The 24,162-nt window shown below is 69.7% G+C and carries 21 protein-coding genes and 1 other RNA gene; 8 read left to right on the forward strand and 14 right to left on the reverse strand.

The window, feature by feature from the left end:
• Nucleotides 1-36: 36 nt before the first annotated feature.
• Together HJ588_RS13305 and HJ588_RS13310 are read right to left on the reverse strand one after the other, a co-directional pair.
• Nucleotides 37-525, reverse strand: coding sequence for a DUF2505 family protein (locus tag HJ588_RS13305; protein WP_171156349.1), 489 nt, complete (start codon nucleotides 523-525; stop codon nucleotides 37-39).
• A gap of 19 nt (nucleotides 526-544) precedes the next feature.
• A complete protein-coding gene (locus HJ588_RS13310) occupies nucleotides 545-1,114 on the reverse strand; it encodes a hypothetical protein (RefSeq protein WP_171156350.1) in 570 nt (189 codons plus the stop codon).
• Between the two features lie 159 nt (nucleotides 1,115-1,273).
• Between HJ588_RS13310 and HJ588_RS13315 the strand changes: the two genes are divergently transcribed.
• Nucleotides 1,274-6,157 (forward strand): NAD-glutamate dehydrogenase, encoded by a 4,884-nt coding sequence (locus HJ588_RS13315; protein ID WP_171156351.1) that lies wholly within the window; start codon nucleotides 1,274-1,276, stop codon nucleotides 6,155-6,157.
• Nucleotides 6,158-6,192: 35 nt separating this feature from the next.
• Nucleotides 6,193-7,680 carry a sensor histidine kinase gene (locus HJ588_RS13320; RefSeq protein WP_171156352.1) on the forward strand — a complete coding sequence of 496 codons (1,488 nt, stop codon included), beginning with the start codon at nucleotides 6,193-6,195 and terminating at the stop codon, nucleotides 7,678-7,680.
• Between the two features lie 24 nt (nucleotides 7,681-7,704).
• Here HJ588_RS13320 and HJ588_RS13325 read toward each other — a convergent pair whose 3' ends face one another.
• Nucleotides 7,705-7,953: a WhiB family transcriptional regulator gene (locus HJ588_RS13325; protein ID WP_123270792.1), complete on the reverse strand. Its 249-nt coding sequence runs from the start codon at nucleotides 7,951-7,953 to the stop codon at nucleotides 7,705-7,707.
• Nucleotides 7,954-8,327: 374 nt separating this feature from the next.
• Between HJ588_RS13325 and HJ588_RS13330 the strand changes: the two genes are divergently transcribed.
• On the forward strand, nucleotides 8,328-8,726 hold the full coding sequence (locus tag HJ588_RS13330) for a hypothetical protein (protein ID WP_171156354.1): 399 nt from the start codon (nucleotides 8,328-8,330) through the stop codon (nucleotides 8,724-8,726).
• A 163-nt stretch (nucleotides 8,727-8,889) separates the two neighbouring features.
• On the opposite strand, the gene HJ588_RS13335 is transcribed toward HJ588_RS13330, so the two are convergent.
• Together HJ588_RS13335 and HJ588_RS13340 are read right to left on the reverse strand one after the other, a co-directional pair.
• Entirely contained in the window at nucleotides 8,890-9,564 is a 675-nt protein-coding gene (locus HJ588_RS13335; protein WP_171156356.1) for a response regulator, read from the reverse strand.
• Entirely contained in the window at nucleotides 9,561-11,180 is a 1,620-nt protein-coding gene (locus tag HJ588_RS13340; protein ID WP_171156358.1) for a sensor histidine kinase, read from the reverse strand. Before HJ588_RS13340 ends, HJ588_RS13335 begins: the two co-directional genes overlap by 4 nt.
• Nucleotides 11,181-11,275: 95 nt before the next feature.
• Here HJ588_RS13340 and HJ588_RS13345 point away from each other — a divergent pair, with 95 nt between their 5' ends.
• Nucleotides 11,276-12,643, forward strand: a complete 1,368-nt coding sequence (locus HJ588_RS13345) for a cation:dicarboxylate symporter family transporter (RefSeq protein ID WP_171156360.1) — start codon at nucleotides 11,276-11,278, stop codon at nucleotides 12,641-12,643.
• A gap of 34 nt (nucleotides 12,644-12,677) precedes the next feature.
• On the opposite strand, the gene HJ588_RS13350 is transcribed toward HJ588_RS13345, so the two are convergent.
• The 6 genes from HJ588_RS13350 to HJ588_RS13375 form a co-directional block, all read right to left on the reverse strand.
• A complete protein-coding gene (locus tag HJ588_RS13350; RefSeq protein WP_171156362.1) occupies nucleotides 12,678-13,406 on the reverse strand; it encodes a hypothetical protein in 729 nt (242 codons plus the stop codon).
• Nucleotides 13,403-14,236, reverse strand: coding sequence for a hypothetical protein (locus tag HJ588_RS13355; protein ID WP_171156364.1), 834 nt, complete (start codon nucleotides 14,234-14,236; stop codon nucleotides 13,403-13,405). Before HJ588_RS13355 ends, HJ588_RS13350 begins: the two co-directional genes overlap by 4 nt.
• Entirely contained in the window at nucleotides 14,233-14,976 is a 744-nt protein-coding gene (locus tag HJ588_RS13360) for a hypothetical protein (protein WP_171156366.1), read from the reverse strand. The genes HJ588_RS13355 and HJ588_RS13360 overlap by 4 nt, the downstream gene beginning before the upstream one ends.
• Nucleotides 14,977-15,069: 93 nt before the next feature.
• The gene (locus HJ588_RS13365; RefSeq protein ID WP_212755929.1) at nucleotides 15,070-15,498 is read right to left on the reverse strand and encodes a biotin/lipoyl-containing protein; all 429 of its coding nucleotides are present in this window, start codon (nucleotides 15,496-15,498) and stop codon (nucleotides 15,070-15,072) included.
• Nucleotides 15,499-15,595: 97 nt separating this feature from the next.
• Nucleotides 15,596-17,149 (reverse strand): MFS transporter, encoded by a 1,554-nt coding sequence (locus tag HJ588_RS13370; protein WP_171156368.1) that lies wholly within the window; start codon nucleotides 17,147-17,149, stop codon nucleotides 15,596-15,598.
• 198 nt (nucleotides 17,150-17,347) lie between these two features.
• Entirely contained in the window at nucleotides 17,348-17,968 is a 621-nt protein-coding gene (locus tag HJ588_RS13375; protein WP_171156370.1) for a TetR/AcrR family transcriptional regulator, read from the reverse strand.
• A gap of 237 nt (nucleotides 17,969-18,205) precedes the next feature.
• Between HJ588_RS13375 and HJ588_RS13380 the strand changes: the two genes are divergently transcribed.
• Nucleotides 18,206-19,603: an FAD-binding oxidoreductase gene (locus HJ588_RS13380; protein ID WP_343036721.1), complete on the forward strand. Its 1,398-nt coding sequence runs from the start codon at nucleotides 18,206-18,208 to the stop codon at nucleotides 19,601-19,603.
• Nucleotides 19,600-20,880 carry an SAM-dependent methyltransferase gene (locus tag HJ588_RS13385; RefSeq protein ID WP_171156374.1) on the forward strand — a complete coding sequence of 427 codons (1,281 nt, stop codon included), beginning with the start codon at nucleotides 19,600-19,602 and terminating at the stop codon, nucleotides 20,878-20,880. Before HJ588_RS13380 ends, HJ588_RS13385 begins: the two co-directional genes overlap by 4 nt.
• Here the strand turns inward: HJ588_RS13385 and HJ588_RS13390 are convergent.
• Nucleotides 20,850-21,326 (reverse strand): hypothetical protein, encoded by a 477-nt coding sequence (locus HJ588_RS13390; protein WP_171156377.1) that lies wholly within the window; start codon nucleotides 21,324-21,326, stop codon nucleotides 20,850-20,852. The two genes, HJ588_RS13385 and HJ588_RS13390, sit on opposite strands and share 31 nt — an antisense overlap.
• A 283-nt stretch (nucleotides 21,327-21,609) precedes the next feature.
• Between HJ588_RS13390 and ssrA the strand changes: the two genes are divergently transcribed.
• Nucleotides 21,610-21,978: a transfer-messenger RNA gene (ssrA, locus tag HJ588_RS13395) on the forward strand.
• 72 nt (nucleotides 21,979-22,050) lie between these two features.
• On the opposite strand, the gene HJ588_RS13400 is transcribed toward ssrA, so the two are convergent.
• Entirely contained in the window at nucleotides 22,051-22,212 is a 162-nt protein-coding gene (locus HJ588_RS13400; RefSeq protein WP_171156378.1) for a hypothetical protein, read from the reverse strand.
• A gap of 43 nt (nucleotides 22,213-22,255) precedes the next feature.
• Nucleotides 22,256-22,504 (reverse strand): hypothetical protein, encoded by a 249-nt coding sequence (locus HJ588_RS13405; RefSeq protein ID WP_171156379.1) that lies wholly within the window; start codon nucleotides 22,502-22,504, stop codon nucleotides 22,256-22,258.
• Between the two features lie 72 nt (nucleotides 22,505-22,576).
• Here HJ588_RS13405 and HJ588_RS13410 point away from each other — a divergent pair, with 72 nt between their 5' ends.
• Nucleotides 22,577-24,130: a Re/Si-specific NAD(P)(+) transhydrogenase subunit alpha gene (locus tag HJ588_RS13410; protein ID WP_171156380.1), complete on the forward strand. Its 1,554-nt coding sequence runs from the start codon at nucleotides 22,577-22,579 to the stop codon at nucleotides 24,128-24,130.
• Nucleotides 24,131-24,162 lie beyond the last annotated feature (32 nt).

The raw sequence follows: 24,162 nt of genomic DNA on the forward strand, positions 1-24,162 counted from the left end.
GCGCGTGCGCTGCGGGGCCTTTCGCGTGCCCGCCGGTCAGGCGAGGTACCTGGCCCCGGTCTCGGCCTCGATCCGCACGCCGTTCGAAATCGCCGGTGCCGCAGCGGATTCCACCCGTCCACCGACGAGCGGGATGCGCGCCTTGAGGTCACCGACCAGGTGCATGGTGGTGGTCGCGCCCTGCGGGGTCATGGTGAGCTTGCCGACGTAGTTGACCGGCAGGCCGCCGAGCGAGACGTCGAGATCGGCGGTGCGCACGCCGTCGGCCTCGGGCTGCCCCCAGAGCTGAATCTCGATGATCTTCAACGATTTGCCGACGATCTTGGCGACGTTGTCGGGCAGGCCCGCGGTCGACATCTCGCGGCGGGTCTCGATGACCTCGACGGGCGGCTCGGTGCGGACGTCGACGGTGCTGGAGAGCGCACCGGTTGCCTCGCACTTGGCCTGCTGGAACTTCGGGTCGAGCAGCATCTCGAAGACGCGGTCGGCCGGGGCGTCGTAGCTCCAGGTCTCCTCGATCTTCACGGCGACTCCTCCTTGGTGGTCATATCCGCAGGGTAGCCGCGGCCGCGACTCGCGCCGCGTGCTCGGCGCGCACCACCCGGGCGAGGACCTGGTCGGCGCCGCCGGAGGTGCCACCGGCGAGTCGCCGCATCTCCACGCGCAAGGTCTCGGCGAGCGCACTCAGCGCGCCCGCGAGCTCGCCGAGCGCGCTCGCGATCTGCCGCCCGTGCTCACCGGCCGGATCGTCGCCGTCGCGCGCGCCGGCGACCCGGCGGATCGTCGAGGCGATGCCGCGCAACTCGGTGGACGCGATCTCGATGCTGGCCGGATCAGCAGGGATCACACCGGATTTCACCTGCTCGGCGAGCCGGCGGCTGGCCCGGGTGGGGCTGTCGGACGCCGCGTCGCCGCCGAGGGCGAGGCTGCCGTCATACACCCGGCACGGGCGGATGTCGGCGAGCTCGTCGTGCCAGCGCAGCAGCTCCTCGGCGGCGCGCTCGACCGCCTCGGCGAGCGCGTCGGCGGTCTCGAACTCGGCCGGATCGGCCTGCACACCGAGCAATCTGGGGACCAGCAGGGCAACACTGCGCGTGCTGTCGCTGGTCTGCATTCGAGGCAGGATAGTGGGCGAAGCAATGCGGACGCATCGCGGCGCCCACAGGCCCGCCGGACCTGCCGCCCGGTCACGCGGCGCCGGGGCTAGTCTTGGCCGCAGGGGCCACAACGACGTCGCCCCTGATCGAGTCACGACGAGGGCCGAAGACGATCTATGTCCGTGGACACACCTTCCCGCACTTCCATCCTGCGCGACTGCGCACGCGACGACCACGGGGAGCCGCCGGCACCCTGGTTGCTCGAGCGCTACTACCGGCACGTTGCCGATGAGGACATCGCCGCCTTCGGGCCGCAGCGCCTCGCCGGAGTGCTCCGCTCGCACACGGAGCTGGCCCGGCACCGCGCTCCCGGCACCGCCGACGTGCAACTGATCCACCCCAGTGCCGACGCCGACGGCTGGTCCTGCCCCTACACGGTGCTGCAGATCGTCACCGACGACATGCCCTTCCTGGTCGACTCGGTGGTCGCGGCGCTCGCGCACCGCGACCGCGACGTGCACGCGCTGATCCACCCGCAGATGTTCGTGCAGCGGGATGCGGCCGGCAATCTCGTGCAGATCTACGACACCGACGAGCTGCCGCCGTCGACCGGGAACGGCCTCGCACCGATCGCCGAGTCGTGGATGCACTTCGAGATAGACCTCGCCGCCGACGACGCCGACGACACCGAGCTGCTGGACGCCGTACGCCGGGTGCTGGCTGACGTGCGCGTCGCGGTCGATGACTGGCACCGCATGCAGGGCGAGTGCGAACAGGTCATCGCCGACCTCGACGCGCACCGCCCCTCGTCGGTGCCCGGATGGGCGGTCGACAACACCCAGGGCTTCCTGCGCTGGCTGGCCGACAACCACTTCACCTTCCTCGGCTACCGCGAGTACGAGCTCGACACGGTCGACGGCGAGGACGTGCTGCGCATCAAGCCCGGTTCGGGCCTCGGCATCCTGCGCTACGACAAGCCCGCGTCGCAGTCGTTCAGCAGGCTGACCCCCAACGGCCGCGCGACGGCCCGCGAGCCGCAGCTGCTCACGATCACCAAGGCCAACTCCCGGTCGACCGTGCACCGGCCGACCTACCTTGACTACATCGGCGTCCGCACCTTCGACGACCAGGGCAACGTCACGGGGGAGAAGCGCTTCCTCGGGCTGTTCACCTCCAGCGCCTACACCGAGTCGGTGCGCCGGGTGCCGGTCGTGCGCGAACGGGTCGCCAAGGTGATCGCCCGCACCGGCTTCTCACCCGACAGCCACTCCGGCAAGGACCTGCTCCAGGTGCTGGAGAACTACCCGCGCGACGAGCTCTTCCAGACCTCCAGCGAACAGCTCTACCGCATCTCCACCCAGGTGCTGCGGCTGCAGGAGCGCCGCCAGGCGCAGCTGTTCCGCCGCGTCGACGAGTTCGGCCGCTTCGTCTCGGTGCTGGTCTACCTGCCCCGCGACCGCTACAACACCAGCGTCCGCCTGCGCATCGAGCAACTGCTGCGTGAGGCATATGACGCCGACAGCGTCGACTACACCACCCGCATCGCCGACTCCGCGCTCGCGCTGATCCACTTCGTGGTCCGGCTGCGCCCCGGTGCCGACGTGCCGGAGGTCGACGACGACGAGTTGCACGCCAAGCTGCTGGAGAACAGCCGCACCTGGGGTGAGCGGCTCGGTGCCGTCGCGGCCGAGGAGGACGGCGAGGACGCGTCGGCGCGGGTGATGAGCCTCTACGCCCGCGCCTTCCCGGAGGCCTACAAGGAGGACTTCAGCCCGCGCCAGGGTGTGGCCGACCTGCGCCGCATCGAAGCCCTGGAGTCCGACGAGCACACCCTCTTCACGCTCTATCGCGACCCCAAGAGCGCCGACCCGCGCGAGCGCCGGTTCAAGCTGTTCCGCCGCGACCGGGTCATCCTGACCGACGTGCTGCCGGTCTTCACCGACCTCGGCGTGCAGGTCACCGACGAGCGCCCCTACTCGATGCAGCGCGCCGACGGCGTCGTGGTGCACGTCTACGACTTCGGCCTGCGCGCCGACGACGCCGCGCTCTGGGGCACCGACGACGCGTCGCTGGCCCGGGTGCGCGACCGCGTCCAGGAGGCGTTCCGCGCGGTGTGGGAGGGCGACGCCGAGAGCGACGGCCTCGGGGCGCTGGTGTTGCGCGCGGGGCTCACCTCCCGCCAGGTCGCGGTGCTGCGCGCGATCAGCAAGTACCTGCGGCAGATCGGGTTCACCTTCAGCCAGAACTACATCGAGCAGGCGCTGCGGGGCAACGTCGATCTCGCGAGGTCCCTCGTCGATCTCTTCGAGGCCCGCTTCGACCCGGCGCGCGCCGGTGCCGGTGCCCGCCAGGACACCGACCGCGAGGCGGCGCAGGCCGCGATCGTGCAGCGCATGGAGACCGCGCTCGACGACGTGAGCAGCCTCGACCACGACCGCATCATCCGCACGATGATGGGTGTCATCCGGGCGACGTTGCGCACCAACGTCTTCCAGCGGGACGAGCAGGGCAACCCCAGCCCGGTGATGAGCTTCAAGCTCGACTGCAAGCGGGTGCCGGGGCTGCCCGAGCCGAAGCCGATGTTCGAGATCTGGGTCTACGGCCCGCGCGTCGAGGGCGTGCACCTGCGCTTCGGCAAGGTCGCCCGCGGCGGCCTGCGCTGGAGCGACCGGCCCGAGGACTTCCGCACCGAGATCCTCGGTCTGGTCAAGGCGCAGATGGTCAAGAACGCCGTCATCGTGCCGACCGGTTCCAAGGGTGGTTTCGTCGCCAAGAAGCTGCCGGACCCGGCCGACCGCGAGGCGTGGCTCGCCGAGGGCGTTGCGTCATACAAGCTGTTCATCTCGGGACTGCTCGACGTGACCGACAACCTGGTGTCCGGTGAGGTGGTGCCCCCGAAGGACGTCGTGCGGCACGACGAGGACGACACCTACCTGGTGGTCGCCGCCGACAAGGGCACCGCGACGTTCAGTGACATCGCCAACGGTGTCGCGCAGAGCTACGGCTTCTGGCTGGACGACGCGTTCGCCTCGGGCGGTTCGGCCGGGTACGACCACAAGGCGATGGGCATCACCGCCCGCGGCGCGTGGGAGTCGGTCAAGCGCCACTTCCGCGAGATGGGCGTCGACACCCAGTCCGAGGAGTTCACCGTCGTCGGCGTCGGTGACATGAGCGGTGACGTCTTCGGCAACGGCATGCTGCTGTCCGAGCACATCCGGCTGGTCGCCGCGTTCGACCACCGGCACATCTTCCTCGACCCCGACCCGGTGGCCGCCAGTTCGTATGCCGAGCGCCGCCGGCTGTTCGACCTGCCGCGGTCGTCGTGGGCCGACTACGACACGTCGCTGATCTCGCAGGGCGGCGGGGTCTACCCGCGCACGGCGAAGTCGATCCCGATCACGCCGCAGGTGCGGGAGGCGCTCGATCTGCCCGCCGGGACCACCGCGATGACGCCGACCGAGCTGATCCACGCGATCCTGCTCGCGCCGGTCGACCTGTTCTGGAACGGCGGCATCGGCACCTACGTGAAGTCGGCCGTCGAGGCCAACTCCGACATCGGCGACCGTGCCAACGACCAGATCCGGGTCGACGGAAAACAGTTGCGGGTCAAGGTGATCGGGGAGGGCGGCAACCTCGGCGCCAGCCAGCTCGGCCGCATCGAGGCCGCGCAGCACGGCGTGCGGGTCAACACCGACGCGATCGACAACTCCGCCGGCGTCGACACCTCCGACCACGAGGTCAACATCAAGATCCTGGCCACCGACCTCATGCGTCGTGGCCGCTTCGACCTCGACGAGCGCAACACGCTGCTGCACTCGATGACCGACGAGATCGCGCTGCAGGTGCTGCGGGACAACTACGAGCAGAACACCCTGCTCGGCAACGCGCGGGCGCAGACCCACGCGATGCTGCCGGTCCACCAGCGGCTCATCCGCTGGCTGGAGGAGCGCGGCGAGCTGGACCGCGAGCTGGAGTTCCTGCCCAGCGACAGCGAGATCGACGCGCGGGCCGCGGCCGGCACGGGCCTGACCTCGCCGGAGTTCTCGGTGCTGGTCGCCTACGCCAAGCTGGCTCTCAAGGCCGACCTCAGCCACTCCGGGCTGACCGACGACCCCTGGTTCGGCGGGACGCTCACGTCATACTTCCCGGCGCCGATCCGGCAGCAGTATGCCGACGAGCTCACCGCGCACCCGCTGCGCAAGGAGATCGTGGTCAACTCGGTGGTCAACTCGATGATCAACCGCGGCGGCATCACCTTCGGCTACCGGCTCGCCGAGGAGACCGGCGCGTCCCCGGAGCAGGCGGCGCGGGCCTATGTCGTGGCCCGCGAGGCGTTCGACATGGCCGGGTTCGTGTCCGGCGTCGAGGCGCTGGACAACAAGGTGCCGACCGACGCCCAGACGCCGCTCTACCTGGAGTTCCGGCGGCTGATCGACCGGGCCACCCGGTGGCTGGTGCACAGCCGGCCGGCGCACCTCGACGTCGGCGCCGAGATCGAGCGGTTCAAGCCGGTGATCGCGCAGCTCGCGCCGAAGCTGCCCGACCTGTTGCAGGGCGGGGAGCGCGAACGCTGGGAGCGGAGCCGGGACGAGCTGGTCGAAAGCGGCGTGCCGGAGGAGCTGGCCGGGCGTGCGGCGGCGCTGCTCGACGCCTACTCGCTGCTCGACATCACCGAGCAGGCCATCCGCACCGGCACACCGGTGGCGGACGTGGCCGAGGTCTACTTCAAGCTGTCCGAGCGGCTGGGCATCGACCGCATTCTGCACGCGGTCTCCCAACTGCCGCGCGACGACCGCTGGGACTCCCTGGCGCGTGGCGCGGTCCGTGACGACCTCTATGCCGTGCTCGACTCGTTCACCGCGGCGGTGATCGCCGACACCCCGGCCGACGCGACCGCCGACGAGCGGCTCGACACCTGGGCGGAGGCCAACGCCGACTCGATCAACCGTGCGCAGCAGGCGCTGGTCGGGGTCGCCGACCTCGACGAGCCGGGGCTCGCCCCGCTGTCGGTGGCGCTGCGCACGCTGCGCTCGGTGGTGCGGTCCGGCTCGGCCCGGTAGCAGGCGGCCCGGCGGCCGCCGGGTAGGTTCGCGGCATGCCGTCGATGAACGACGTGCTCACCGAGCACACCGACCTGCCGCAGTCGGCGCGTGAGTGGCTGCACCTGCTGGTCGGCGACTGGCAGTTGCTGTCCGACCTGTCGTTCGCCGATCTGGTGCTGTGGGTGCCGACGCGGGGCGGCAACTGGGTCGCGGCCGCGCACGTGCGGCCGACCACGGGCGTTGGGGTGTTCGTGGAGGACCTGGTCGGCGCCGCCATTGACCACACCCGGGTGCGCCCGGTCGCCGAGGCGTATGACGGCAGGCGCATCGTCCGGTCGCAGTCGACGATGTGGCGCGACGACCTGCCGGTGCGCGAGGAGTCGATCCCGGTGCTGCAGCGGGGCGTGCCGGTCGCGGTGCTGACCCGCCATACCAATCTGGCGTCGATGCGCACACCCAGCCGGTTGGAGGTCACCTATCTGGCGACCGCGGACGCCCTCGCCCGGATGATCGCCACCGGCGCGTTCCCCGACCCGGCGTCGGCCCCGGCCGGTCGCCGCGGCGCGCCGCGCGTCGGTGACGGCGTGCTGCGGCTGGACGCCGAGGGCAACGTCACCTACGCCAGCCCCAACGCGGTGTCGGCGATCCACCGGCTCGGCTACGAGGGGGAGCTGATCGGGGTGCGGCTCGCGTCGGTGCTCGGTGACGTGCTGCCCGAACGCGGCCCGGTCGACGAGGAGCTCATGATGGTGCTGACCGGCCGGGTGCCGTGGCGCACCGAGATGGAGTCACGGAGTGCGTCGGTCAGTGCCCGGTCGATTCCGCTGTCGGAGAACGGCCGCCGGATCGGCGCCGTGCTGCTGGTGCGCGACGTCAGCGAGTTGCGCCGCCGGGAGCGCGAGCTGCTGAGCAAGGACGCCACGATCCGGGAGATCCACCACCGGGTGAAGAACAATCTGCAGACGGTCGCCGCGGTGCTGCGCCTGCAGGCGCGGCGGCTCGACGACCCGGGCGCGCGGGCGGCACTCGACGGCGCGGTGCGGCGGGTCGCGACGATCGCGACCGTGCACGAGACGCTCAGCGGAGAGCTGGACGACACGACGCCGTTCGACGAGATCGCGGCGGGCGCGCTGCGGTCGGCGGTGGAGATCAGCAACCGTTCGCAGGAGCGGGTGCAGGCCGAGCTGACCGGCGAGTTCGGGATGCTGCACTCCGACGACGCCACCGCGGTCGCGATGATCGTCGCCGAGCTGGTGCAGAACGCCATCGAGCACGGCTTCGCCACCCACGGTGGGCGGGTGGTGCTGGATGCCGCCCGCAGCGTGGACGAGACCGGTCAGGAACTGCTGACGGTGACCGTCACCGACGACGGCTCGGGACTGCCGGAGGACTTCAGCCCGGCGACCTCCGGGCTCGGCATCCAGATCGTGCGGTCCTTCGTGCAGGACCTGCGGGGGGAGATCACCTGGCACGCAGAGCAGCCGCGCGGAACGCGGGTGCGTTTCGTCGCGCGGCTGCGGGGGGATATGGGTAGTGGGTGAACGCTTCGCAGGTGCTGTCCAGTGTTATCCGGCGCGGCGAGCCCGGGCGTTGCGGCGCTTGAGAGCGCGCCGCTCGTCCTCGGACAGACCGCCCCAGACTCCGGCGTCCTGGCCGGACTCCAGTGCCCACTTGAGGCAGGTGTCGATGACCTCGCAACGCCGGCAGACCTGCTTGGCGTCCTCGATCTGCTGCAGGGCGGGCCCGGTGTTGCCGATCGGGAAGAACAGCTCCGGGTCCTCGTCCAAGCACGCAGCGCGGTCGCGCCAATCCATGTGGTTCTGCTCCTTGCATCAGCCGCATGCGCACGAAGGCACGGAGCGGCATCGGTCCGTATGGGGATGGTGTGGTGGCCTTGACGGCAAGTGCCACTTGCGTCAAATCAACGCGGGCACGTCACACGCTGTTCCCAACTCTCACAGATTCGAACAACACTCCACAAGTGCTTTGGGTCAGAAATTCGCCCTCGAAGGTGAGGTATCGATCACATCGGGTTCACCCAGAGTTGACCGGGGCGACACGCGCCGGGTGATTCCGGCTCACCTGCCTTGGTATGGCGACCCGGTGTGGCGACCTCTGGCGACGTGGCGACCGGGTATGGCGACCACCGGCTGCGCGCCGCCGCGGGTCTACGCATACGGTGCATGACGTGACCGCGAACTCCCGCCGGACGATGTCCTTCTGGCGCCTTGCCGCCGCCCTGATGGCCGTGCAGACGGCGGTGTTGGTGATCCTGGCCCTGGTGCTGATCGTCGTCACCCTCACCGGGAACAGCAGCGACACCGCCCGGGCGCTCACCGAGGCGGCCACCGTGCTCGCCCTCGCGGTGTGCGGCGGGCTGCTCGCGTTCGGCTTCTGGCGTGAGCGCAGCGTCGCCCGCACCCCGTCGCTGCTCTGGAACGGCCTGGCCGCGATCACCGGGCTGACCCTCGCCACCTCCGGCGCACCGGCGATCGGTGCGGCCGTCGGGCTGATTGCGGTGATCACCTTCGTCATCACCCTCGGCGTGCCGCGATACGAGCTCGAGGACGACGCCCCGGAGAGCTGAGCGCGTCGGGGGTGCTGGGACGTGCTGCGGGCGCGCGTGCAGAAGTCGCGACGGTCGCGGGGTGTGCACGCGGAAGTGGGCTGGGGCGTGCAGAAGTCGCGACGGTTGCGGGGTGCGCACGCGGAACTGGCCCGAGGCGTGCAGAAGTCGCGACGGTCGCGGGTTACGCCCGCCAGCGATACTCCACCTCCGGCCGCCCGGCGCGGGTGGGACGGGTGCCGCGGGTCGCGAGCCGGCGGCCGGCGAGGTGCTCGGCGTAGCGGCGGGCGGTGACTCGGCTGACCGAGAGCGCCACCCCGAGCTCGGCCGCCGTCATACCGGAGTCGGCCGCGCGCAGGGTGGCAGTGACCCGGTCCAGCAGCTCCCGCGACAGCCCCTTCGGCAGGTCCTCGGCCGGCTCGTGGCGCAGCGTGCCGAGCATCCGGTCGACGTCGGCCTGGGTGTCGAGCTCACCGGCGCTCGCCGCGGCATACTCCAGGTATGCCGTGAGCCGGTCGCGCAGCCCGGCGAAGACGAACGGTTTGAGCACGTACTGCACCACCCCGAGCGACACCGCCGACCGCACCACCTCCAGCTCGCGCGCCGAGGTGACCGCGATGACGTCCGCGGTGTGGCCCGCGGCGCGCATCGCGCGCACCACCTCCAGGCCGTGCCGGTCGGGCAGGTTCATGTCGAGCAGCACCAGGTCGACGTCCTCGCGCTGCAACGCCCGCAGCGCATCGGCGCTCGTCTGCACGGTGGCCGCCACCTCGAACCCCGCCACCCGCTGGACGTATGACGTGTGGGCCCGCGCCGCGACCGGGTCGTCCTCGACCACCAGCACCCGGAGCGTCCTCATCGGGCGTCCCTCGAGACCGGCAGCCGCACCTCGAAGAGCGCCCCGGACCGCCCGGCGCCCGGGCCGGTGTAGACCTCGATGCTCCCGTGCAGCCGCTGCACGGTCTGCGCGACGAGCGCCAGCCCGATGCCGCGCCCGTCGGTGGCCTTGGTGGAGAAGCCGGGGCGGAAGACCTCGTCCCGCTCGGCCTCGGTCAGTCCGGGCCCGTTGTCGCTGACGGTGAGCACCAGGTCGTCGCCGTCGCGCTCGCCGGTGAGGCTCACCCGTCGCTCGCTCTCGTTGTCCGCGACCGCGTCGAACGCGTTGTCCACCAGGTTGCCCACGATCGTCACCAGGTCGTGACTGGTCGCGTCCGTCGGTGGCCACACCTCGCCGGCGTCGATCGCCAGGTCGATGCCGCGCTCGTGCGCCTCGGCGGTCTTGCCGACCAGCAGCGCGGCGACGGCCGGCTCACCGGTCACCGACTCGACGACGGTGTCGGTGAGCCGCTGCGCGTGCTGCAACTGTCCGGTCGCAAACTCCACGGCCTCCTCCGGCTGCCCCAGCTCGATCAGCGACACGATGGTGTGCAGCCGGTTGTTCGACTCGTGCGCCTGCGCGCGCAGCGCGGTCGCCAGGCTCCGTGCGGAGTCCAATTCCCCTGTCAATCCTTCGAGTTCGGTGCGGTCGCGCAGAGTCACGACATACCCGAGCACGTCGCCGCGCCAGGTCGCGGCGGCCTTGTTGACGACCAGCACCGCACCGCCCGCGACGTGCAGCTCGTCCTCGCGCGGAAGGCCGTCGGTCAGCACCTGCTCGATCGAGGCGGGCAGCCCGAGTTGCTCGGTGGGCAGCTGCACGGCGTCTGCGGGCAGACCGAGCAGGCGCGCCGCCTCGTCGTTGACCACCCGGAGCCGGCCGTGCGGGTCGGTGAGCAGCAGCCCCTCACGGACCGCGTGCAGCACGGCGTCGTGATAGTCGGTCGCCTCCTGCAGCTGGCGGGCCCCGAGGCCGCGGGTGCGGCGGCGCACCCGCGCGGCGACCAGCACGGTGCCGAGACCGGTGAGCGCCGCCGCGAGGAGGCCGGCGAGCAGCAGCGCGGGCAACTGGTCGCGCACCCGCGCCGCGACCGCGGACTTGGCGACGCCGACCGCGACCAGCCCGACGACCCGGCCGCCCGACGTCACCGGCACGACCGCACGGCGCGAGGGGCCGAGCGTGCCGGTGTAGTCCTCGACGACCTGGCCGCCGCGGCCGGCGTCCGCGATGTGCCCGACGAACTGCTTGCCGATCTGCGCCGGATCCGGGTGGGTGTAGCGGCGACCGGTCGGGCTCATCACGACCACGAAGTCGGTGTGCGTGCTGCGGCGCACCGCCTCGGCGAGCGGCTGCAGGGTGGCCGACGGGTCGGTGGTGGAGAGCGCCTGCGCGACCTGCGGGGTGGCGGCGACCGACTCGGCCACCGACAGCACCTGCGCGGTCGCCTGCCGGTTGCTCGCACTGCGCGCCTGCAGATAGGCCGCGCCGGTGCCGAGCCCGACCACGAGCAGCGCGATCGCCGCCTGCAGGGCGAAGGTCTGCGCCGCGAGGCTCCACCGGGCGGGGGAGCGGGGGCGCCGGGCAGTGGTCACGGACATACCCGACCCGTGAACTCAATGAACACAAACGTGACCCGCATCACTTCCGACCGCACTGTATGACGTGCCCCGATCCGTCCGACTTGGAGACTCTCATGAGCACAGCCGCTCCGGCAGCGCAACCGGTGCAACGCCGCAAGGACCGCACCCACTATCTCTACCTCGCCGTCATCGCCGCGATGATCGCGGGCGCGGCGGTCGGTTTCATCTGGCCGGACTTCGGTGTCTCGCTGAAGTGGCTCGGCACCGGCTTCGTCAGCCTGATCACGATGATGATCTCGCCGATCATCTTCTGCACGATCGTGCTCGGCATCGGCTCGGTCCGCAAGGCCACCCAGGTCGGCAAGGTCGGTGGTCTCGCACTCGGCTACTTCGTGGCGATGTCGACGGTCGCGCTCGCGATCGGTCTGGTGGTCGGCAACATCATCCATCCCGGTGACGGGCTGCACCTGACCCAGGAGTTGCAGGCCGCGGGGCACAAGCAGGTCGACGCCGAGGCCGGCTCGACGCAGGACTTCATCCTCGGGGTCATCCCCAAGACGCTGCTGTCGTCGCTCACCGAGGGCAACGTGCTGCAGGCGCTGCTGGTGGCGCTGCTGGTCGGCTTCGCCCTGCAGAAGATGGGCAAGGCCGGTGAGCCGATCCTGGTCGGCATCAAGCACGTCGAACGCCTCGTCTTCCGGCTGATGGCGATGATCATGTATGTCGCGCCGGTGGGCGCCTTCGGCGCGATGGCGGCGGTGGTCGGCGCCACCGGGTGGAAGGCACTGCAGAGCCTGGCGGTGGTGATGATCGCCTTCTACATCACCTGCTTCCTCTTCGTCTTCTGCGTGCTCGGCGCGATCCTCTGGTTCGTGGCAAAAGTCAATGTTTTCAAGCTGTTTCGTTATCTCGGGCGGGAGTTCCTGCTGATCCTGTCGACGTCGTCGTCGGAGTCGGCGCTGCCGCGGCTGATCGCCAAGATGGAGCACCTGGGTGTCTCGCGCCCGGTCGTCGGCATCACCGTCCCGACCGGCTACTCGTTCAACCTGGACGGCACCGCGATCTATCTGACGATGTCGTCGCTCTTCATCGCCGACGCGCTCGACAAGCCGCTCAGCCTGGGGCAGCAGATCTCACTGCTGGTCTTCATGATCATCGCGTCCAAGGGCGCCGCCGGGGTCACCGGCGCCGGCCTCGCCACGCTCGCCGGCGGGCTGCAGTCGCACCGCCCCGACCTGGTGGGCGGCGTCGGCTTCATCGTCGGCATCGACCGGATGATGAGCGAGGCGCGGGCGCTCACCAACTTCGCCGGAAACTCGATCGCCACCGTCCTGGTCGGCACCTGGGTCGGCGAGGTCGACCGGCCACAGCTGGAGGCGGTGCTCGCCGGGGACCGGCCGTTCGACGAGCAGCAACTGCTCGACGACGAACCGGTGCGGGAGGCGCCGGCCGGGCACAAGGAGCCGGTGCCGGTCGGTTAGCCGGTTCCCGTCATACCTGCTGCTCGTCGCCTGCTCACATGCGGGCGGCGAGCAGCTGCATGATGAGCGGCATCACCTGACCCTGCAGCACCTGGTCGCTGTCGAAGTTGTCCGACAGGGGAGTGAAGTTGTCGGTGTCGAGCTTCAGCTGCATCGCGGTCCTGCCGTTGCCGATGACGACGGTCCAGGAGTTGATCGCGCGACTGAGCCGCTGAGTCTTGAAAGCCCCGTCCTTGTAGTAGACGCGGCCGCTGTTGGGTTTGCCGTCGCCGCCGGTGTAGATCGACTGGTCGCCGCGCCGCTGGGAGTCGTAGTCGCCGAGGACCTTCTCCTCCGTGCCGACCGCGGTGATCGTGGTGGTGATCGTGGAGTCCTCGGAGGAGTTGGGCAGCTTGACCGCGATCTGCACCTTGCTCGGGCCCTGCGGGTTGAGCGCGATCGTGTAGGCGTCCGGGAAGACGCCGATGAGTTCCTTGATGCTGTAGAGCCGCCCGGCGACCGGCCAGTTGCCCTGCTCGACGGTGTCCCCGGAAAGCGGCGGGTCGAAGACCGGCAGCGCCGGGTCGAGCACGACCTTGCGGCCCTTGTCGTTGGCGATCACCACACCCTGGGAGTAGTAGGGCTTGGGTGCCTCGGTGGAGAACGACACCGGCCCGCGCGAAGTCGCGGCGCTGCTGTTGCTCACGACGGTCGCGCCCTTGCTGCACGCGGCCAGGCCGGTCGCCGCGACGACGGCCGCGGTCACTGCGGCGAGTCGCCTCATGATGTCGCCTTCCCAGGGTCGAGTTTGGTGGCCAGCAACCGGACGAGTGCGGGCACGATCGTGGTGCGGTAGCTGTTGCGGGAGGCCAGGTAGTCGCTCTTCAGCCGGGTGAATCCGACACCGCTGAACCAGATCTCGCCGGCGACGTTGCCCTTCTGGAGCAGCACCTTGGTGGTGGTGCCGTCGGTGTAGCTCGCCGAGGCGCCGAGGGCGCCGTTGCGGTAGAAGGTGTAGAGGCCCGGCCGGGCGGCCGACCGTTTGACGTCCGCCGCCAGGTCCTTGGTCCACCGGGCGCCGACGGTCGCCGGCAGCCCGAAGCCGCGGATGTCGACCACCAGCTTGCTGCGGTCGTCGGAGCGCTCGCCGTTCATCGTCAGGGTGAGCGTGCAGGTCGTCGGCTTGGTGGTCGCGCCGCCGCCTGGCCGGTCGCCGGTGCTGCAGCCGGACGGGGTGAGCGCGCTCAGCTGCGGGAGCACCTGGCGCAGTTCGGCCAGCGTGAAGACGTCCTGCGCGGACGGCCAGGTCCCGTCCATCGGCTTCCTGCCGGTGGCATCCACCTGCACGGCGAACGCCGACGACGGGGTGATCGTGGTGGGCATCGGTGCGACCGCTCCGGACGGCGCGGCCGGCGGGGTGTATGGCGTGACCTTCGGCGCGGGGGCGCTCGTCACCGGCGCGGCGGGCGCGGCCGCAGCCGGCCGGGCGGAGCCGGCCCCGGGATGACCGGCCGCGGCATACGCGCCGACGGCGGGGACCGCGACGGCGACCAGGCCGGCAACGGCGATCATCGGCAGCTTGCGGCCGGGGGAGGAGCGTCGTGGGGTGTTCATGCGTATTTCCGGGGGAGTCGGTCGGCGAGGTCGGCGGCCAGCACGGGGAAGATGCCGGTATTCACGGCGCTACGCCAGTCGGGCAGGGAGGTGAAGCCGACGAACCGCAGGTTGATCCAGGCCGCGATGTTGCCGTCGGAGACCAGCACGGAGGCGTTGCCGTTGTCGAGGTAGTAGGCGCCCTTGGCCCCGAACGCGCCCTGCTCGAAGAACCGCTCGTCGGCCTTGCGGCTGGAGAAGCTTGCGTTGCGGGCGTTCTGCCAGTCGGTGGTGATGCGTTGGTCGGCGGCGACCGCGACGAGGTCGACGGTGATGCTGCTCGGGTAGGCGGCGCTGCCGCCGGGCAGGGTGAGGTCCCAGGTGCAGGAGGCGTTCTTGGCGGTGCTGCCGCTCGGGCCGCTGGTGCCCTTGACGCACGACTTCTTGGTGACCGCGGTTGCCTCGGGTACCGCCGCCTTGAGCTGAGCCTCCGTGAGCACGTCGGCCGCGTCCGGCCACTGCTCGGTCGGCACGTTGGGGTTGGTCGAGTCCTTGGCGAGGGTGAACGACCAGGTGCCGTCTCCGGTGGTCTTGCGGCCGGGGCTGCCGGTCGGCGTGCTGCCGGCGATCAGGCCCTGCTGCCCCGGGTCGGCCGACCACGGGGGAGGCGTCGCGGTGTTCCCGCCGCCACCACAGCCGGTCAGCAGTCCGGCACCGAGCGCAATCGCCGCGGACGCGGCGATGCCACGTGCCCTGTGCATGAACGATCCCCCTTCGTCGGCCTGGCAGTTGCCCGCACATTATGACCCGGGCCCGGCCGGAGTCGTTCCATGGCCGCCACGGCGGGTCCGGTGTCAGGCGATGACGAGCAACAGATCTCCGCCGGCCACCTGCTGATGTGACCGTATGGCGAGGCGCGCGATCCGGCCGCTCACCGGCGCCGTCACGACCGCCTCGAGCTTGGTGAGTTCGACGATCGCGACCGCGTCGCCCTCGGCCACCTCGTCGCCGGCGCGGACCAGCAGGGTCACGACGCCGCCGAAGCGGGCGACCACCTCCACGCCGGCGCCCGGGCCCGCCCCGGTGGGATCGTCCGCCGCGACGGCACGCCCGATGCGCTCGCCGTCACGAGGTCCCTTCGCGAGGTCCTCAGCCAGGTCCTTTGCCACGACCGCCACCGTACTCAACGCGCCGCCCGCGGCATACCGGATCGCCGCACTCTGAACACGCACGACCGGCACGACCGGCACCACCCACATCACCACCCGCACCGAAAGGCCCACGTACGCGACGAGAGGCCCACGAAATCACGCGGATTTCGTGGGCCTCTCGGTGCGGTGCTGTGCCTCTCGATGGAGAGAGTGCGCCGGTGCGGCGTCGTCAGCCGACGTGCACCGCGGCTTCCTCGGTGGACAGCTCGTCGTGCTTGATGCCGAGCAGCGCGACGACCAGCACGGTGCCGACGAGCAGCATGCCGGCGGCGAACCAGAACGCGTGGGTCGAACCGAAGGTCTGCGCCTGCAGCTGCGCCTGGTGCGTGGCGTCGGCGATCTGCTCCTTGGTCGGGGTCTGACCCGCCGCGGTGGCCTTCGCCATCGCCGCGCGCCCGGCCTCGGCCAGCTCGTTGCCCTTCTGCGTGGCGTAGTGCGTGAACGCCGTGGTCAGGGCGGCGATACCGACAGCTCCTCCGATTTGCTGTGCGGTGTTGAGCGCCGACGCGGCGGCACCCGAGTCGTTCTTGTCCACGCCTGCTGTCGCGGTGAGCGTCAGCGGGATGAACAGGAAGCCCATGCCGAAGCCCATCACGATGACCCACGGCAGCAGGTTGGTCGCGTAGCTGCTGTCCATCGACAGGTTGGTCAGGCCCCACATCGACACCGTGGTCAGCAGGCCGCCGAAACCGGCGACCCAGCGCGGGTCGACCCGGCTGACCAGGTTGGACGCGATGCCCGCGGCGGCGACGATGCCGACGCTGAACGGCAGGAACGCGAAGCCGGACTTGATCGGCGAGTAGCCCAGCACCTGCTGGATGAACAGGCCGAGGAAGAAGAACATCGCGAACATGCCGGCGCCGATCAGCAGCATCGAGAAGAGGGACACCGCACGCGTGCGGTCGGCGAGGATCCGCATCGGCAGCAGCGGGTGCTTCACCCGGGTCTCGATCAGCACGAACATGCCGAGCATGACGAGTCCGCCGATCAGCGGGAAGAGGGTCTCGAAGTCACCCCACGAGGCACCCTGCTGGCCGGCGTGCGACAGGCCGTAGACGATCCCGAACAGACCGACGGTGCCGGCGACGGCGCCCCAGATGTCGAGCGTGCCGTCGTTGCCCTCCGACTCCACGAGCACGCGCGGCGCGATGGCGGCGACGATCAGGCCGATCGGCACGTTGATGAAAAACGTTGCGCGCCAGTCCCATTCGGTGAGGATGCCACCGAGGATCAGACCGACGGCGGCGCCGGCACCGGACATCGCGGCATACACGGCCATCGCGCGGTTGCGCTCCTTGCCGGCCGGGAAGGTGGTGTTGATCAGCGCGAGTGCCGCCGGAGAGGCGAGCGCGGCACCGGCACCCTGCAGCCCGCGGGCGGCGAGCAGCATGGCGCTGTTGGCGGCGATGCCGCCGAGCAGTGAGGCGATGGCGAAGATCGCCACGCCGAGCACGAACATGCGACGGCGGCCGAAGAGGTCACCGAGCCGGCCACCGAGCAGCAGCAGGCTGCCGAAGGCGAGGGCGTATGCCGTCACGACCCACTGCACACTCGACTGACTGAAGTCGAGGTCGGTGAGGATGTGCGGGGTGGCGATGTTCACGATCGTGCCGTCGAGCACGATCATGAGCTGCGCCATGGCGATCACGATGAGTGCCACGGTGAGGTTTGTCTTCCTCGGTGTGACTTCCTCGTCGCGAGCCAAGTCGACGGGTGTCGTCATTGGCGGTTCCTTCCTGGTTATGAATCTGTTGTAAGCACAGGGGTTTTCGCGCCGTCTGCCAGGTCGGCATGACGGCGGTGGTCTGTTTGGGTCTGGTCACGCCACCGCCCGCGTCGCGGCGGTGCGAGATCAAGTAAGCCGCAGGTTCAGGACGCTTTCGGTCCGCTGGCTATTCCGCCCGGCGTCGCGGGCCCGCGATCAGGAGACCGTGGCGCGACAGGCGGGCAGCATGACGTTGTCGATCACCTGCGTGACGAAGGACTTGTCCGGACAGTCGCCGGTGGTGAGCACCCGGAAGGTGACCGCCGCCGGCAGGATGGAGGCGAGCAGGTCGAGGTCGGCGTCCGGGCCCACCTCGCCCCGCTGTTGGGCACGCTCGATCGCCTTGCGCAGCTCGGCCATGCGTGGTTTGACGAACCGATCGGTGAAGACCGCCGTGAGCTCGGGGTCTCGGTGGATCGCCGAGGTGACCGCTCCGAAGACCTGGATCGAGCGGTCGTTGTACTGCGGGTCCTCGCAGAAGTGGAACGTCAGGTCCCCGACCAGGCTGCCGGTGTCGGGCAGCTTCGGGTCGTGCCCGGCGGGCATCGACTGCGCCTTCAGATGCTCCAGTGCACCCACCACCAGGTCGGGCTTGGTGGGCCACTTGCGGTAGAGCGTCGCCTTGCTGGCACGCACCTTCGACGCGACGGCGTCGAAGGTGAGCCGGTCGTAGCCGACATCGATCAGGGTGTCGATCACGCCGTCGAGGATCTCGGCCTCGCGCTCACCCTCGATGCGCGGCTTGGTGCCGGTCTCGGTGGTGGCGGGCGCATTCATGGTGCTTCCCCTCTCGCGTTGCAGTTCGCGTGCTGGATTCGCTGCCGGATGACCGACGTGGATAGAACGAAACTGTTTCGTTCTATCCACAAGCTAGACCTGCGGCTGCGCCGGCGCAAGTCGGGTTGGTGTGACGTGCACCGCTCCGTCACGGGCTGGGCGTCTGCCGTCGGTCGGGGGAGAGTAGGTTGCTGGGCGCACATCGGCAGGCAATCGACACGCATCCAGGAGGACCCCGTGACGCGGGAGAACGGCGAGATCGTCGGGTGGGCGCGACATCGCGAGGCGGTTGCCGATCTGCAACGACAGCTGGCGGCGATGCCCACCGGCGCGCCGGTCCGGCTGGCCAAGAAGACGTCCAACCTCTTCCGCCCACGAGAGGCGAATGCCGTTGCGGGACTTGATGTTTCGCAGCTCCGAGGTGTCATCGAGGTCGACCCGGAGGCGGGCACCGCCGACGTGCAGGGGATGACCACCTACGAGGACCTGGTCGACGTCACGCTCCGCTACGGCTTCATGCCGTATGTCGTGCCGCAGCTGCGCACCATCACCCTCGGCGGAGCGGTCACCGGTCTCGGTGTCGAGTCGAGTTCGTTCCGCAACGGGCTGCCGCACGAGTCGGTGCTCGAGCTCGATGTGCTGACCGGCGCGGGCGAGATCGTGACCGCGACGCCGGACGGGGAGAACTCCGAGCTGTTCCGCGCGTTCCCCAACTCCTACGGATCGCTCGGCTACTCGGTCCGGCTGAAGATCAAGCTGGAGAAGGTCTCGCCATACGTCCACCTCCGGCACGTGCGCTTCACCGACCTGCACCAGCTGACCGAGCAGTTGCGCACGATCCTCGACCTGCGGCGTCACGACGGTGAGTCGGTCGACTTCCTCGACGGCGTGGTCTTCTCCGCGGACGAGAGTTATCTGGTGCTGGGCAGTTTCGTCGACGAGGCGCCCTACACCTCCGACTACTCGAGCCAGCAGATCTACTACCGCTCGATCCAGCAGCGCACCGAGGACTACCTCACGATTCACGACTACATCTGGCGCTGGGACACCGACTGGTTCTGGTGCAGCCGGGCGTTCGGGGTGCAGAAGCCGGCGTTCCGGCGGATCGTTCCGCGCAGCCTGCTGCGCAGCGACGTCTACAGCAAGATCATCCGGTGGGAGAACCGCCACGGCTATTTCGCCAAGCTCGACGCGGCGAAGGGCAAGCTGCCGAGGGAGCGCGTCGTCCAGGACGTCGAGGTGCCGGTGGAGCGCACCGAAGAGTTCCTCCGGTGGTTCCTCGACAATGTGCCGATCGAGCCGATCTGGTTGTGCCCGTTGGCTGTTCGCGATCGCGAGCACGGCGTGCAGCCGTGGCCGCTCTACCCGCTGCAGCGCGACGAGCACTACGTCAACGTCGGCTTCTGGTCGACGGTCGAGATCACGCCGGGCCGTGAGGACGGCGACGTCAACCGCGACATCGAGCGGGTGGTGCACGACCTCGGCGGGCACAAGTCCCTCTACAGCGACGCCTACTACGACGAGCAGACCTTCTGGTCGCTCTACGGCGGCGACACCTATCAGTTGGTCAAGAAGCAGTACGACCCCGACGGCCGGCTGCCCGACCTCTACTCCAAGGCGGTGAAACGGCGATGACACAACTCAGCATCGGCGAGATCTCCGACCGCATCTTCGGCACCGACGTGCCGTTCGCGGTCACGGCATACGACGGCTCGACGGGTGGCAACCCGGCGGCTGCGGTCACGATCAACATCTCCAACGAGACCGCGCTGCGCTACCTGGTGACGGCTCCCGGCGAGCTCGGCCTGGCCCGCGCCTACATCACCGGCGACCTGATCGTCGAAGGCATCGACCCCGGCGACCCTTACGACTTCCTCGCGCTCTTCCTGGACGACTTCGGCCCGAAGCGGCCGGCGCCCCGCGACGTCGTCGATGTCGCAAAGTCGTTGGGCCTCAGTAGTTTTCGGGTGCCGCCTCTGCCCGCGCAGGAGGTGGCGCCGCAGTGGCGGCGTGCGGTCGAGGGACTGCGCCACTCCCGCAAGCGGGACGCCGAGGCGATCCACCACCACTACGACGTGAGCAACGACTTCTACGAGTTGGTGCTCGGTCCGTCGATGGCCTACACCTGTGCGTGCTACCCGAGCGACGGCGCGACCCTCGAGGAGGCGCAGGAGCACAAGTTCGACCTGGTCTGCAAGAAGCTCGGGCTCCAGCCGGGGATGCGGCTGCTCGACGTCGGCTGCGGCTGGGGTGGCATGGTCAAGCACGCCGTCAAGCACTACGGGGTGACCGCGCTCGGCGTGACGCTCTCGGCGGAGCAGGCGTCGTGGGCGCAGCAGCACCTCAAGGAGGAGGGGCTGGACGACCGGGCCGAGGTGCGGTTCCTGGACTACCGGGACGTCACCGAGGGCGACTTCGACGCGGTCAGCTCGATCGGGCTCACCGAGCACATCGGCGTGAAGAACTACCCGAGCTACTTCAGCTTCCTCTACGGCAAGCTGAAGGAGGGCGGCCGGATGCTCAACCACAGCATCACCCGCCCGGACAACAAGGCTCCGGCGCTCACCCGTGGCGGCTTCATCAACCGCTACGTCTTCCCGGACGGGGAGATCACCGGGGTGGGCACGATCATCTCGGCGATGCAGGACCAGGGTTTCGAGATCCGGCACAGCGAGGACCTGCGCGAGCACTACGCCCGCACGACCCGCGCCTGGTGCAAGAACCTCTCGGCCAACTGGGACGAGTGCGTGCAGGACGCGGGCGAGCAGATCTCCCGCATCTGGGGTCTTTACCTCGCAGGTTCGTCGATCGGCTTCGAGCGCAACAACATTCAGCTGCACCAGGTGCTCGGTGAGAAGCTCACCCGCACCGGCGCGGGCGCCTACCCGTTGCGGCCCGACTTCGGCGTCTGAGGCCCGGCGGCCTGCTTCGCCGCGACCCGGCGACGCAGGCGCTCGGACGGCCAGACGTGCCACCACATCGACGCCAGTCCGAAGGGCAGCGCGATGAGGTATGCCGTGGCGGTGTGCGCGAGGAACGCGCCGATGAAATTGAGGATGATCGGCACCTCGGTGATCGCGAAGCGCAGCATGATGCCGGCGACGTAGGGCGAGGTGGAGGCACCGGCGCCCGCGGCGCTGTCGAGCACCGGGCGGTAGCCGGCCACCTGCGCGACCAGCCAGCCGAGCGCGACGAGCAGCAGCCCGCCGACGACCCAGCCCACTCCGACCGAGCCGACGCCGACCGTGATCGCGGCGACGACGCCGAGGATCACCGGTGCCGCGAGCAGCGCGTAGATCGTGGTGCGCAGCGACTGGGCGCTGGTCGGGGCCTCGCCCGGCGTGGGTAGGTGCGTCATACGGCACGAGCGTAGGCGGAATGCGTTCGCGTCGCGCGGCGTTGGACCGTATGCTCATCCAACACAACTGAACAGTGATGTACCCGCATGTTCGGCCGCCCGGCACAGCTCGAGCGATCGAATGAAGGAAACATCTCATCGACGATGCTTGGACTGACCGAGGAACGAGGTCAGGGCAAGAGGAGGAGATGGGATCGAAAAAACATCTCATCGACGATGCTTGGGACTGACCGAGGAACGAGGTCAGGGCAAGAGGAGGAGATGGGATCAAGTAACACCCAACGGGGGTGATCGGTTTCGACGTTGATTGCCGTTGTAGGGGAAGCGGGTCGAGGAAGCACGGTTATCTCGTTAACGCTCCGTGCACAACCAATAGGTGCCAACTCCAAGCGCACCGACTTCGCCCTCGCCGCCTGAGCGAGCCTCGAAGTCCGTCAGCCTGAGCTAGTTCTCGACTCAGTGTCTGGCGTCAGCTAGAGAACTTGCTGCGTCGTCACGCCGAGGGGCGACGCGGGACTCTTACTCGGCTGGGCCTGTCAGGGAACGTGTGCGTGCGAGCCCTGGGGCCGAGAAAATCCTCAAGCGCACTGCACCCGGAGAAGCCCTACTTCGTGGTCAGCGGACGCGGGTTCGATTCCCGCCACCTCCACGAGCTGTGTACATCACCGCCGAACGCCGCCCGGAGCCGTTGCGCTCCGGGCGGCGTTCGTCTGTCTGCGGCGGGTCAGTGGCGCGCGTCGCCTTCCTTGCGGCGCTCGTCCTGCGAGCCGAGGTCGTCGACGCCGCCGCCGGTCTCCTCGAAGACCTCGTCACGGATTTCCTGCCGGCGCTCGTCGTGCTCGAGGTTTTCCTCGCGGCGTTCTTCGTTGCCTTTGTGGTGGCCCATGGCTGCCTTTCCGTGCGACTGGTGGTGTTCCGATGGCGCGAGTCTAGGTCTCGCGCCACTCCGGTAGGCCCTGCCGCTGCAGGTCGTGCAGTTCCAGTTGGAGCACCCGCCCGTCGGGCAGGAAGTCCAGTGCGGCGACGACCTCCCCGTCGGCGTCGCGGACGGTGAGGGTGCGCGGCTGCTCGCCGACGGCGCGGCGGGTGAAGAAGATCGTCGCCATGTTCGCCTCCGGATCGACATACAGGTCGGCTTCGATCCGGCGAAGCCCTCGATCTTCTGTCGGTTCCGGCATGACCGTGGACGTTAGCCGCGAAAGGGTGTCTTTCGCCATACGCTGACCGCAGCCCTCACCAAAAGGACGCGCATGCGCATCGGAGTCGTCAAGGAGTCACAGCCGGGTGAGACGCGGGTCGCCGCGACGCCGGCGACCGTCACCCAGCTGCGGGGACTCGGGTATGACGTGATTGTGCAGCCGGGCGCGGGCGAGCGGTCCGGCTTCCCCGACGAGGCGTATGACGAGGCCGGCGCGACGATCGGTGACCCGGCGGAGGGCGAGGTCGTCCTCGGCGTGAACGCGCTCGACGCGCAGCAGCTGCAGGCGGTGCGGCCGGGTGCGACGGTCGTCGGCATCCTCGCGCCGCGGCTGCACCCCGAGCTGGGCGAGGAGTGGTCCGCCCCGAGTCTGGGCAAGCCGATCACCGCGCTCGCGCTGGACGCGGCGCCGCGGATCTCGCGGGCGCAGTCCCTGGACGTGTTGTCGTCGATGGCGAACATCGCCGGCTATCGGGCGGTGGTGGAGGCGGCGCACGCCTTCGGGCGGTTCTTCACCGGTCAGGTGACCGCGGCGGGGAAGGTGCCGCCGGCGAAGGTGCTGGTCGCCGGTGCCGGGGTGGCCGGTCTGGCGGCGATCGGCACGGCGGTGTCGCTGGGTGCGGTCGTGCGGGCGACCGATCCGCGCCCGGAGGTGGCCGATCAGGTCGCGTCGCTGGGCGGGGAGTATCTGCCGATCGAGGCCACCGACGAGGCCGACGATGCGCCGAACACCGGCTACGCCAAGGAGATGGGGGAGGACTACAGGGCGCGCGAGGCGCAGTTGTATGCGCAGCAGGCGGCCGACTCCGACATCATCATCACGACCGCGCTGATCCCCGGCCGTCCCGCGCCGCGGCTGCTGACCGCCGACATGGTCGCGTCGATGAAGCCGGGGTCGGTGATCGTGGACATGGCCGCCGCCAACGGTGGCAACGTCGAGGGGTCGGTGCCCGGTGAGGTCGTCACCACCGGCAACGGCGTGACGATCATCGGCTACACCGACCTCGCCGGCCGGTTGCCCGCGCAGGCGTCCCAGCTCTACGGCACCAACCTGGTCAACCTGATGAAGTTGCTCACGCCCGGCAAGGACGGGCAGCTGGTGCTCGACGAGGACGACGTGGTGCAACGCTCGATCACCGTGGTCGAGAACGGCGAGAACCGTTGGCCCCCACCGCCGGTCGAGGTCTCCGCGGCGCCCGCACAGACGGCCGCGGCACCGGCGCCGGCGGCGGAGGCTGGCGAGCCGGCGAAGCCGCCGATGACGCCGGGGCGCCGACTGATGGTGGTGCTGGGTGCGGCGGCAGTGGTGTTCGTGCTGCTGGCGATCTCGCCGGAGGCGTTGACGGTGCATCTGACGGTGTTCGCGCTGGCGATCGTGATCGGCTACTACGTGATCCGCAACGTGCACCACGCGCTGCACACGCCGCTGATGTCGGTGACCAACGCGATCTCGGGGATCATCGTGGTCGGTGCGTTGCTGCAGGTCGGGCACTCCGGGGCGGCGGTCACGACGCTCGCGACGGCGGCGATCCTGCTGGCGTCGATCAACGTGTTCGGCGGGTTCGCGGTGACCCGCCGGATGCTCGCGATGTTCTCCCGGTCCTAGTCGCCGATTTCGTGAATTCATCACAACGACAG

The organism is Flexivirga aerilata (assembly GCF_013002715.1).
GTDB classification, from domain to species: Bacteria; Actinomycetota; Actinomycetes; order Actinomycetales; family Dermatophilaceae; genus Flexivirga; species Flexivirga aerilata.